Annotated in this window: 11 protein-coding genes; 4 read left to right on the top strand and 7 right to left on the bottom strand. The window is 58.6% G+C overall.

The window, feature by feature from the left end; all coding sequences use genetic code 11:
* Window positions 1-10: 10 nt before the first annotated feature.
* The 4 genes from GOX75_RS08955 to GOX75_RS08940 are packed head-to-tail and all read right to left on the bottom strand — an operon-like array spanning window position 11 to window position 4839.
* A complete protein-coding gene (locus GOX75_RS08955) occupies window positions 11-553 on the bottom strand; it encodes an RSP_2648 family PIN domain-containing protein (protein ID WP_171122239.1) in 543 nt (180 codons plus the stop codon).
* Window positions 550-1752: an RSP_2647 family RNA methyltransferase gene (locus tag GOX75_RS08950; protein WP_171122237.1), complete on the bottom strand. Its 1203-nt coding sequence runs from the start codon at window positions 1750-1752 to the stop codon at window positions 550-552. Before GOX75_RS08950 ends, GOX75_RS08955 begins: the two co-directional genes overlap by 4 nt.
* Before the next feature lie 38 nt (window positions 1753-1790).
* Window positions 1791-2063, bottom strand: coding sequence for a hypothetical protein (locus GOX75_RS08945; RefSeq protein WP_171122235.1), 273 nt, complete (start codon window positions 2061-2063; stop codon window positions 1791-1793).
* Window positions 2050-4839, bottom strand: coding sequence for a glutamine-synthetase adenylyltransferase (locus tag GOX75_RS08940; RefSeq protein WP_171122232.1), 2790 nt, complete (start codon window positions 4837-4839; stop codon window positions 2050-2052). The genes GOX75_RS08945 and GOX75_RS08940 overlap by 14 nt, the downstream gene beginning before the upstream one ends.
* 220 nt (window positions 4840-5059) lie before the next feature.
* Here GOX75_RS08940 and GOX75_RS08935 point away from each other — a divergent pair, with 220 nt between their 5' ends.
* The 4 genes from GOX75_RS08935 (at window position 5060) to GOX75_RS08920 (ending at window position 7280) form a co-directional block, all read left to right on the top strand.
* Complete coding sequence (locus GOX75_RS08935) at window positions 5060-5482, top strand: DUF2852 domain-containing protein (protein WP_171122230.1); 423 nt, start codon at window positions 5060-5062, stop codon at window positions 5480-5482.
* Between the two features lie 67 nt (window positions 5483-5549).
* Window positions 5550-5981: an RDD family protein gene (locus GOX75_RS08930; RefSeq protein ID WP_171122228.1), complete on the top strand. Its 432-nt coding sequence runs from the start codon at window positions 5550-5552 to the stop codon at window positions 5979-5981.
* Between the two features lie 78 nt (window positions 5982-6059).
* Entirely contained in the window at window positions 6060-6884 is an 825-nt protein-coding gene (locus GOX75_RS08925) for an arginyltransferase (RefSeq protein ID WP_171122227.1), read from the top strand.
* A 6-nt stretch (window positions 6885-6890) separates the two neighbouring features.
* Window positions 6891-7280: a VOC family protein gene (locus GOX75_RS08920; RefSeq protein WP_171122225.1), complete on the top strand. Its 390-nt coding sequence runs from the start codon at window positions 6891-6893 to the stop codon at window positions 7278-7280.
* Window positions 7281-7418: 138 nt separating this feature from the next.
* On the opposite strand, the gene GOX75_RS08915 is transcribed toward GOX75_RS08920, so the two are convergent.
* The 3 genes from GOX75_RS08915 to GOX75_RS08905 all read right to left on the bottom strand — a co-directional run bounded on the left by GOX75_RS08915 (window position 7419) and on the right by GOX75_RS08905 (window position 11922).
* On the bottom strand, window positions 7419-9773 hold the full coding sequence (locus GOX75_RS08915; protein WP_171122223.1) for a TRAP transporter large permease subunit: 2355 nt from the start codon (window positions 9771-9773) through the stop codon (window positions 7419-7421).
* Window positions 9774-9790: 17 nt separating this feature from the next.
* Window positions 9791-10717 (bottom strand): TRAP transporter small permease subunit, encoded by a 927-nt coding sequence (locus tag GOX75_RS08910; RefSeq protein ID WP_171122221.1) that lies wholly within the window; start codon window positions 10715-10717, stop codon window positions 9791-9793.
* A 122-nt stretch (window positions 10718-10839) separates the two neighbouring features.
* On the bottom strand, window positions 10840-11922 hold the full coding sequence (locus GOX75_RS08905; protein ID WP_171122219.1) for a TRAP transporter substrate-binding protein: 1083 nt from the start codon (window positions 11920-11922) through the stop codon (window positions 10840-10842).
* Window positions 11923-12114: the final 192 nt, after the last annotated feature.

Below are 12114 nucleotides of genomic sequence, written 5' to 3'. Positions count from 1 at the left end.
GGATCCTTATCTAGTTTGCGAGCGCCTTGCCCAGACGCGGAAGGCGGGCTTTTTTCATCAGGGCACGGAGGTTCCATTGGTCGCCCGACAGACGGTTGGCTTCGGCCAGAACCCTGTCGGCGAGCTCTGCCATGTCGACCGGATTTTCCGACCAGAACCCGTGAAGCAGCGCGTCGGGATCGCGGCGCTCAAGCCCTTCTTCCGAAAGGACGTTTCTTGGGAAATCCCTTGCGTTCACGGTAACGATGACATCCGCAGACGAGGAAACAGCCGTCGCCAGAACATGAATATCCGCCGGGTCGGGCAACCAAAGTCTCTGCGCTAGCCCTGGGTTCTCCGCGTGTTCGGCTTTTGGCCAGTTTGCCTGTGTCAAAGCAATTTCAGCGCGAGCTTGCGCCTCACCTTCCGGGCCGAGTTTACGGGCCGCGCGCGCCCATTCTTCTAGAATGCGCGCGGACCAGACCGGTGTAAAATGACCAAGTTTGGCCGCCCCCAGCAGCATCTCTCGCATCACCGTCGGGTAAATGACGCAGGTATCAAGAACGGCCTTCACAGCCGATAAAACACAGCTTTGAGGTAACCGCTTTCGGCCAATTGCGGCAATTGCGGGTGATCGGGTCCGGCAAACCCGGTGTGGATAAGCTGCGCCTGCCGCCCTGCCCGACCAATTCCTCGCGAAGAAGCATCGCGGAACCGACCAAGGTCAGCCGCGTGCGAGCAAGAACACAGGCCAAGATAACCGCCCGCCTTCACCAGCGGTGCGGCCAGTCGCGCCACACGTTCATACGCGCGCAGCCCCGCGTCCAGTGCCTGTTTCGACGGGGCAAAGGCCGGCGGATCACAGATAACGACGTCGAATTGAGCCCCCTCCTGCCCCAGTTGTGTCAGAACATCGAAGGCGTCGCCTTGCCGGGTGTCGAACCTTCCGTCAAACCCCGAGGCTTGCGCACCCTTGGTGGCCAGTTCCAGCGCAGCGGCTGAGCCATCGACGGAAAGCGCGCGTGCCGCACCGCCGGCCAGCATCGCAAGACCAAACCCACCAACGTGGCTAAAAACATCCAACACTTGTGCGCCGGGTTGCACCAAACGCGCGGCAAACGCGTGGTTGGGGCGCTGATCGTAGAAAAGACCGGTCTTTTGCCCGCCGGTCAGATCGGCCTTGTAGGTCGCGCCATTCATTGGAACCGGCAGCGGGTCATCGGGGGTCTTGCCGCGCAACGTGAGGTTAGCATCATCCAACCCCTCAAGGCCGCGTGTCCGGCCCGAAGCGTTTTTCAACACGACCGAAACGCCCGTCACAGAAACCAGAGCATCGGTCAGAGTCTCAAGGTGTTTTTCAGCCCAAGCCGCATTTGGCTGAATAACGCAGGCATCACCGAAACGGTCGATGATCACGCCGGGAAATCCGTCCGCTTCGGCATGGATCAGGCGATAATATGGCGCGTCAAACAGCCGTTCACGCATCTGAAGCGCGCGGCGCAGACGGGTCTCGAACCAATCGGCATCCAACGTGGCTTCCAGATCGCGGTCCAGAACGCGGCACATGATCTTGGAGTTCGGGTTCACCGCGACCAGCGCAATGGGCGAGTGCTTTTCGTCTTCGAGAACCGCAAGGGCACCGGCCTCGATCTTACGCGTCCGGCGGTCGGTCACGATGTCATTTGCATAGACCCAGGGAAAGCCATGGCGCAGCCCGCGTGCGTTGGCTTTGGGTTTCAGGCGAATACGGGGGCGATCGGCGGCTTGGGTCATGGCGCCCTCTTAGTGCCGATTGCCCGCAGGGAAAAGCCCTAGCGCGAACGCGAACGCCATCCGCCCCGTCTTTTAGGGGTTTTGGCGGCTTGCAGACCTTCGGCCAGCACCTTTGTCATAGGATGATCCGCTGCCTGCGCTGAATAGGCGGCGTGTAGGTCAACCAACGCCAGAGCCTGATCCCGTTCAGCAGGCAGGCTGAGCGCCCAGTCCAGAAAGATAGAGCGGCATTCCGGCAAAGTGATGCCATCAATGCGATAGGCTTCGCGGATAAGACCTTTGTGGTCGTTCGGATCGTCACTGCGCGCCATTGCCGTCCTCCTTGATCACGCTGGCGATAATTTCGGCAGCGCTTGAATACCTCTGCTGCAGCTCGGCCTGAAGCTGTTCAACCTGTTCGAACCCAGTGGCCCGGCACAGGAAATCTGACCCGCCCTGGCCTATTTTGTCCGCTTCGATCATCTTACCGGACAGCAGCCGAGCCGCACATTGTACTGACCAGCATAAATCGTAGCATTCTTTGAGTGTTTGCGCCTGCGCGACGTCCAAAAGCCCGGCAGCGACCGCGCCGTCCAACCCTGCGTGAACATCGTGCTTGGTCTCACCCGACAACAAGGCTCCGGTTTCGGCCATCAACTCAATATCCATCATGCGCCCTGCGCCGTTCTTGGCGTCCCAAATACCAGACGGGGATTTCGCTGCCGCCAAACGGGCGCGCATTTCTGCCACATCGTTCAATATCTGCGCTTGGTCTCGGGGGTGGGACAGGAGTACTGCGCGAAACGCCTCAATATCCTCGGCCAGTCCCGGATCGCCCGCCACGACCCTGGCACGGGTCAGGGCGAGATGTTCCCAAACCCACGCTTCATTTCGTTGATAATTGGTGAAACTCGCCCAACTCGTCGCAACGGGACCCTGATTGCCGGAAGGGCGCAGGCGCATGTCCACCTCATACAACCTGCCCTGAGACATAGGGGCAGACAGCGCCGTAATCAGCGCCTGCGTGAACCGGGCATAGTAAGTCCGGGTTGCCAAAGGTCGCGGGCCGTCAGACATGTCCTGATCCAGCGGATCGTAGATCAGGATGATATCCAGATCGGATTGCGAGTTTATTCGGCCAGCGCCAAGCGACCCCATGCCCAGAACGGCGGCCCCACGTCCCGGCGCGGGGCCGTGTTTCAGGGCGAATTGTTCTTCCACGCATGGCAGGATCGCGGCGATCACAGCCCCTGCCAGTTCCGCATATTGTTGTCCGGCCTGCGCCCCGTCGATCAATCCACGCAAGTGATGCACACCGACCCGAAAGTGCCACTCTTTGCACCAACGCCGCGCGAGGTCCAACTGGCTTTCATAATCCCCTTCCTGCGCCAGTGCCTGCTGCAAATCGGCCTGCAGAGCGGATCGCCCCGGCCAGTCGTCAAAGAAACTGCCCCCAATCACCGCATCAAACACCGAAGAATTGCGCGACAGGTGCGCCGCCAACGCATGAGAGGTTCCGACAATGTCGATCAGCAGGTCAATCAGGTGAGGGTTGGCTTCGAACAACGAAAATAGCTGTACGCCCGCCGGCAAGCCCGAAAGAAACCCGTCCAGTGCCAACAGCGCCTCATCCGGTTTCGCAGTTTTCGAAAGGCGCGACAGAAGCTCGGGCTTAAGCCTCTCGAAAATATGCGCGCCCCGTTGCGATCGCAACGCCGGATAGGTGGGCCAGCGGGCCAGAATGCTTTGATCAAACCCGGCCTCTCCGGCAGGTTTCAGCGTAGACGAGCCGGGCGCAAAGAAACCTTCGGTCAGCTCGTGGACTTCGGTCAGGCGGCGGGTCAGGTCCGCCGTCAGTTCGGCGCTGTCGGTCCCCATGAGGCAGGCGACACGTTCGATCCCATCAGGCGACTGAGGCACCTTGTGGGTCTGGGCATCGTGGATCATCTGAATCCGATGTTCGACATCCCGATGGGCGCGATAATGGTCCGTCAGCTTTTCCGCGACATCCCGTGGAACCCAGCCCTTGTCAGCCAAGGCTGCCAGCCCGGGCACCGTACCACGAACCCGCAGATCTGGGTCGCGCCCTCCGGCGATCAACTGGCGGGTCTGTGTAAAGAATTCGATCTCACGGATGCCGCCCTGCCCCAGCTTCATGTCATGGCCCGGTATGGTCAACGCGCCGCCGGTGCCTTTGTTCTCGCGGATACGCAGACGCATGTCATGGGCATCCTGAATGGCGGCAAAATCCAGATGCCGCCGCCAGACAAACGGACGCAGCGTGTCCAAAAAGCGCTGTCCTGCCTCGATATCACCTGCGCAGGGCCGCGCTTTGATATAGGCTGCGCGCTCCCATGTGCGGCCAAGGCTTTCGTAATACCGTTCGGCGGCCTCAGCCGCGATGCACACAGGCGTCACCCCCGGATCGGGACGCAGACGCAGATCGGTGCGGAACACATAGCCATCTGCCGTCTTGTCGCTGAGCGTCGCGCAGAAATTCCGTGTGGCCCGGACCATTCCGTGTCGCGCATCATAGAAATCGCCCGGATCAAACCGGGTTTCATCAAACAGAACGATCAGGTCGATATCCGAACTATAGTTCAGCTCGTGCGCACCCATCTTTCCCATGGCCAGAATGATCATCCCGGCAGCAGTTTCCACATCGTCCTCGGTCATGCCCGGCAGTTTGCCCCGCCGGATCAGCGCGGCGATCTCAGCTTTGGCCGCAACGTCGGCCGCTAGTGCGCCAAAATCCGTAAGGGCCGCCGTAACTTTCTCCAACGGCCACGCACCAGCCAGATCAGCCAGAGCGGTCAGAAGCGCAACCCGCCGTTTGGCCTGTCGTAATCCGGGCTTCAACTGATCCGCTGGCAGATTTTGTACGCCCTGCACCACATCTGCCAGTGCCTGATCTGGCTGGGTTAAAGCCTGCGCAAGCCAGTCCTTTTCTTGCGCGACAAGCCCATTCAGATAAGGGCTCGATCCGGCGGCCCCAGCGATAAGTTCGCCGGCTTCAGGTGCGAGATCAGTGACAAGCGCACGCGCCTCTGCCCCCAACGACAGATCGAAAGGTCGAGGCATTCGTTGGATGGCGAGTGGTCCTGACATTAACCCTCCGGCGGAAAGACTATACAAGGGATTCAAGCCCCAATTAGGAGATGGCGTAATTTCAATGTCTTGCGCAAGCGGAAACTAACCTTTTCTCGGCGCTTTGCTATGCACCGCCCATCCAAGATGTAAATCTTTTTCACATTCACCCCTTGCAACCTGCCGCATACCCCCCATCTAGATGATGTAAACGCAATTTACATTAACCCGGAGACCCCAAATGACCGCACTTTCCGACCACGCCGTCCCTGAAAATCCGGGATGGCTCTACCGCGCCGAAGCCTGGCTTGATGATAAGGGAAAAGGGGCCTGGATCGCTGTAATGGTCCTTGGATTCATCTTCTTCTGGCCCGTAGGCCTGGCCATTCTGGCCTATATGATCTGGAGCAAACGCATGTTCAGCAAGTCCTGCAGCCGCCGCAAAACCTGGCACAGCCACATGAGCGCCATGAAACCCTCGGGCAACAGCGCCTTTGATGCATATAAGGCCGACACCCTTGCCCGTCTGGAGCGCGAACAACAGGATTTTGAAGCGTTCCTGCGCCGCCTGCGCGAAGCCAAGGACAAGGCCGAGTTCGATCAGTTCATGGACGAACGCGCCCGCGAAAACCGCGATCCAAGCGAAAACGGCGAGAACGCCTGATCCAGACTTGCCCTGCCCCGCCTGATCGGGACAGGGTAAACCACACAACAACTCGGAAATTCCCTACATGACCCATTTGCCTGACCCTGACCGCCAGCCGGAGTTCTATCAGTCCGTGGCGATCAAACGCTTTGTCGCGTGGTTGTTTGACATCGCCTTTGTCTCACTGCTCTGCACAGTTGCGATCTTTCTGACCTTGGGCATGGGCTTGTTTATTCTTGCCCTGATCTACGCGGTCGTAAGCTTTATCTATCGCGTTGTGACCATCGCAAATGGCTCAGCCACTTTGGGTATGCGATTCATGGGCATAGAATTGCGCGATTCCTTTGGGGCCCGCATGGATACCGGCAAAGCCTTGGCACACACCGCGGGCTATTTCGTCAGCATGGCTTTCCCAGTCCTGCAGATCATCTCGGTCATCATGATGCTGACCAGCGCGCGGTGCCAGGGGCTAACAGATGCTTTCCTTGGAACGGTCATGATCAACCAGCGCGCGTAAAAATTATCCAACTGCTTGAATCACTTGGCGGTACCGGGATCGGTTGTTATCATCCGTTTCAGGAAACCTGGAACATTCATGCGACACACGCTGCCAATAGCGCCACAATTCTATGTGACGGCCCCACAACCCTGCCCTTATCTTGAGGGCAGGATGGAGCGTAAGTTGTTCACCGCCCTACAGGGCGAAGGCGCGGATCAGCTCAACAACTCGCTGTCTCAACAAGGATTCCGCCGGTCCCAGAACGTGCTGTACCGCCCGTCTTGCGCCGATTGCGCAGCCTGCCTGTCCGCCCGGATAAACGTCTCCGAGTTTCGCACCAGCAAAAGCCAGAAACGCGCCATCAAACGCAACGCCTACCTCCAGCGCAAGGCGAACTCGCCTTGGGCAACAGATGAACAATACGAACTGTTCCGCCGATATCTGGACACGCGCCACGCGGATGGCGGCATGGCCGATATGGATGTATTCGAATTTGCCGCGATGATCGAGGAAACTCCGATCCGCAGCCGGGTCGTGGAGTACGCGGACCCGACCACCGGTGACCTGATCGCCGTAAGCCTGACGGACGTCTTGGATGACGGGCTTAGCATGGTCTATTCTTTTTACGACCCGAACCAGCCGCAAAGCTCTTTGGGGACGTACATGATCCTCGATCACATCGACATCGCCCGCGAAGCTGGCCTGCCATACGTCTATTTGGGGTATTGGGTACCCGGAAGCCCCAAAATGGGATACAAGGCCCGCTTCTCCGGGCTCGAAGCGTACGTTCGGGGCGAATGGATCAATGTCGGCAATCCGTCGGAATTGCCGGACTCCAGTCATCACCCCTTGTCCACCGCCCCCATTGCCGAACAGGTAGCCAATATCCAACTACCCGACCGCCACCCGACCAAGGGCTGAGGCAACATGCGCCAAAGCCTTCACGCGGTGACGCTGGTGGTCCCGGATTATGACGCAGCCATCGCTTTCTATACGAAAACGCTGAAATTCACCGTGCTGCAGGATATTGACCTGGGCGCAGGAAATCGATGGGTCCGCATCGCACCGCCAGGATCAAAGCAGGGATCGCTACTGCTCGCCCGCGCGGACGGACCTGACCAATCCGCAGTAATCGGCAACCAGACCGGTGGGCGCGTAGGCTTCTTTCTGGAAACCGATGACTTCGACCGCGACCACGCCAAAATGAACGCCGCAGGTGTTCACTTCGAGGAAGCCCCCCGACACGAGCCCTACGGAACGGTCGCCGTCTGGCGCGATCCCTTCGGAAACCGCTGGGACCTCATTCAGTTCACCTGATCCATCCCTTCATCTGGCCAAAAATATCCCGGGGTTGAATTGGCCGCAGGCCAAGAAGGGGCTGGCCCCTTCCCAAAACGCCGAAGCAAAGGGGGCCAGCAGGCCCCCTTTTCATTTTCACTGAATGACACCCAAAGATCAGTTCGGGATCAGATCCGGAACGATTGTCACAATCGACGGGAAGAACCACAGGATTGCGATTCCGACCACCTGGATCAGCACGAAAGGAATGATCCCGCGATAGATATGCCCAGTCGTGACCTCCTTCGGTGCAACCCCCCTCAGATAGAACAAGGCAAATCCGAACGGTGGCGTCAGGAACGAGGTCTGCAGGTTCACCGCGACCATGATCGTGACCCATTTCGGATCAAACGATCCGCCATAGATCACCGGGCCTACGATGGGGATCACGATGTAGATGATCTCAAGGAAATCCAGCACGAACCCAAGGATGAACAAGACCAGCATCACGATCAGGAAAACCGTAAACTCGTTGTCAAAGCTCCTGAGGAATTGCTGAATGTAATGTTCCCCACCAAACGAGATCACCACAAGGTTCAACAATTGCGACCCGATCAGGATGGTGAACACCATCGAGGTCACCTTGGCGGTTTCCCGTACCACCGGCGTCAGAACACCACTGGTAAACAGAACCCAGCACCCATAGATCAGGCCGAACAGGGCGAACAGGTAAGCGCCATACGCGATGAAGAAGGCAATCCAAGTTTCCGCCGTCACACCGCCCTGGTTGATACGCAGGTCAAAGTTGACCCCCATGAGCAGGGCAATGATCACGGCAAATGTCGACCAGATGATCACCTTGCCGGATCGTCCCTGATCCTGCAGTTTGCGATAGGCCGCCAGCATGATCGCACCACCAGCCCCCAGCGCAGCCGCCGGAGTTGGGTTCGTCACACCACCCAGGATCGAGCCGAGAACCGCGATGATCAGAACCAGCGGTGGGAACACCACACGGATCAGATCATTGGTCGCGCACCGCGCCGCAGCTTCCTTACAGCCATACATGGCCAGCGCAAACGGCACCGCCAACAGCAGGAAGGTCGCCCCGGACGATGTTGTCGGCGCGATCAGAAGCACATCCACCAATAGCATCAGCAACAGGCCAATGGCCCCAACGATCAGGGGCTGCGTAGACTGCGACGGTGCAATTCCCCGTCCCATGACCAGCGTCAGACCCAGCAGAACAACCATCACGGCGACACCTGTTCCGATCGGTGCAGCCGCTGCGATTTTGGCTTCCTGAGCAGCGGCCAGTTCCTCTTCGGTCAGTCGTGTGGCTTCGCTGGTTCCTCCTGCAGCGTCGATGGCCTCCTGCTCGGCCACGGCCTGATCCCAGGCGGATTGACCATGCAGGTCGATCATCGAGGCCTTACATTCCGCAGACACGTTGGTGCGCAGGGATGCGCCCTCTCCAATGTCAGAGAACGCCGAAACGCTGATGTTCTGGCTGCCGATGATACCGGCGCTACTTAGCATTACCGCGCCCACGATCAGGGCGACCGGCGCGCCCAGCAACCAGGTCAGACCTTCGGCGCGAGTAATCACTTCGCCACTGCCGCCCGACAGTTCAACAGCCGGAGCCTTATCGGGGTTAAGCAACGCATATCCGAACGCATAGAGCGCATAGAGCAACGCCAGCATGATCCCCGGCAGCAGCGCCGCCTGGAACAACGTGCCGACCGAAACCACCGCCGGCTCACCCAGATAGGTCAGCGCGTCGGTACAGCCCGCTTCAACTGCGCGGGTTTCCTGAGCGGTTGAATACAAATCTCCCGCCAGAGTTCCCAGCAGAACGATCACGATCGAGGGCGGAATAATCTGCCCCAACGTACCCGAAGCGGCGATCACACCCGTCGCCAGTTCAGGCGAATAGTTGTTCCGCAACATCGTCGGCAACGCCAGCAGACCCATGGTCACCACGGTGGCCCCGACGATCCCGGTCGAGGCCGCAAGGAACGCGCCCACAACAACAATCGACACAGCCAGACCGCCCGGCAGCGGTCCGAAAACGCGCGCCATCGTCGTCAGCAGATCGTTTGCAATCTTCGAGCGTTCAAGCGTGATGCCCATCAGGACGAACATCAGCACGGCCAGCAGAGTTTCGATCGACTGCCCCGCCAGAACACGTTCATTCATGCGGTTCACGATGAACGAGACGTTGCGGTCAAGGGCCGTTTCCCAGCCCGATACAAAGACCGGTTCAGCTATGCGCGGTAAGTCCGGGTATCGGAACACCGATATCACATCTGGCTTGATCCCAGAATTCACCACATCCCGATAGGCTTGTGAGCTGGTATCAATCGCCTGATGTATCAGCAGCCCGGCACTGTCCAGCGCCGCAATTATCCCGAATGAGATGATTCCCGCCCCACCGATGGCAAAGGCCACCGGAAAGCCGGACAGAATGCCTCCGAAAAGGCAGAAGAACACGATAATGAGGCCTATCTCGACGCCATCAAGTCCGAATAACATAGTCTGGGTCCCCGTCCCTAATGTGCGCCTTCGTAGGCTTCTTCACCCTCACCAAGGCTGTCCTTGTCGAGGTATTTTCCAACGCTGTCTGGCCCTTCCACATATTCCAGATACGACCGGTACAGGAACGCGATGGCGTGCAGGAACACCATGCCCGCGAAGGCCACCAGAAGGATCTTGAACAGGAAGTAGGCGTTGAACCCATTCGGGCTGAAGCCGATGGTTTCCACGTTCCAACGCAGCGCGCGGGATTTCAGAACCAGCTTGTCCAGCGTATCGCTGGCCGAGGGCTTCGGCACGATTAGGTGCCGCCACATGAAGTACCATCCGTACATCCATGTCAGCACCGCCATCGGCATCATGAACAACAACGCACCCAGCATGTCGATCACACGTTTGGCCCGGTGGCTGATGCCTGCATAGATCAGGTCAACCCGAACATGTCCGCCCTGCACGAAGGTATAGGTGCAGCACAGGCACACGACCATTGCGTTATAAAGCTTCAGTTCTTCGGCATACCAACTGATATCCATCTGGATCGGGATACCGAAACCAAAGGCCATATCGGGCCGCGCGAACACCCGCTGCATGAAAACGATGACGATTTGCTGGATGACCATCAACAGGCCCGCCCACGCAAAGAAGCGTCCGGTTGTGTTGGCGAACCCCTCAAGGCCGCGCACCATGCCCCACATGAAGTTCCGATAATACAGACCGATGGCGGTCAGAACCAAAAAGATGGTGAAGATCACAAAGAAGAACTCGACCGACCCGCCATAATAGACAAAGCGCATGATGGCTTCTTTGTCCGACCAGTTCAGCCAGAGTTGCGGATGCGTGATGGCATATCCGAAATTATAGAAGGCTTCGGCAATGTTCTGAATGAACCAAACCAGTCCATTCCACAGGGCGCCGAAGAACGAGATACCGTTTTCGTCCTGCATGTTGTCCCCAGGTCGCGTCAGTTGCACCGCAGCTTATTGTTGGCTTGTCCGAGCCCTGCATGTGCAACGGGAAAGGTTTCCCCGCACCAGGCGGGGAAACCAATTGAGTTTAGTTCCTGCGATTAGCCGCGAACGCGGTCGCGCTGTGCAGTGTAGGCACCCGACGACAGGTTCAACCAGGCCGAAGACGCCGCCATCGAAGCCATCGCGCTGTCGTGAATCTTCTTGAACAGCTCGTCGCCCATGTTTTCGTCCAGAACTTCCTGGCTGGCGGTGCCGAAGGCATCCCAAACGCTGTCCGGGAATTCCATGACCTTCACGCCGCCCGACTGCAGACGCTGCAGGGCCGCACCGTTGTTGGCCAGGAATTGCGCCAGGTTCCACTGGTGCGCTTCGGCGGCAGCGATCTCGATGATCTTCTGCTGTGCGGGTGTCAGTTCCTCGAACACGTCGCGGTTGGTCGCCAGCGACAGACCAGCGCCCGGCTCGTGGAAGCCAGCGGTGTAGTAGGTCTTGGTGATTTCCTGGAAACCGGCCTTTTCGTCGGCCCAAGGTCCGATCCACTCGGTCCCGTCGATCGCGCCGGAGGACAGTGCCTGATACACTTCCGAACCCGGGATGTTCTGAACGGACGCGCCCAGTTTACCCAGGGCTTTACCGCCCAGACCCGGCATGCGGAACTTCAGCCCGTTAAAGTCTTCGGGGCTGTTGATCTCTTTCGAGAACCAGCCGCCCGCCTGCGCACCGGTGTTACCGGCCAGGAACGACTTCAGGCCAAAGATCTGACCCAGCTCGTCATGAGCTTCCATGCCGCCATCATGGTAGTACCAGTTCACCAGTTCCTGCGCGGTCATGCCGAACGGAACAGCTGTGAAGAAGGCATAGCCCGGGTGCTGACCCACAAAGTAATAGTCCGCCGCGTGGTACATGTCGGCCTGACCCGACGATACCGCGTCGAAAACTTCGAACGCGCCAACCAGTTCACCGGCTGCTTTGATGTCAACGGTCAGGTTGCCGTCAGACATTGCGGTGATGCTGTCGGCGCAACGCTGCGCGCTGTCGAAAACACCTGCCAGACCACGACCCCACGAGGTCACCATGGTCAGAGTGCGCTTGCCCTGCGCGTAAGCCGGAGCCGCCAACGTGGTGGCCGCAGCTGCCGAGCCGCCCAGAGCAGATGTTTTCAGAAATGAACGACGATCCATATGAGTGTTCCTCCCCTACATATCCAATACCCCAGCCGATGCCGGGGGCAGTCGTTGTCAGTGCGCGCCAGCCTAATGACCCCGAATTGAATGTGAATACCTACTACTACGTAGGAACCTCGGTTTTTTGGCGGCTTGGGTCGTGAATTTGACGCCAAACACCACAATTTTCTGACCTATGGCCGGGAAGAA

This window comes from Ruegeria sp. HKCCD7251 (assembly GCF_013031165.1).
Taxonomy (GTDB): domain Bacteria; phylum Pseudomonadota; class Alphaproteobacteria; order Rhodobacterales; family Rhodobacteraceae; genus Ruegeria.
Note: the sequence above shows the minus strand (reverse complement) of the source record. Positions and strands in the feature narration are given on the sequence as shown.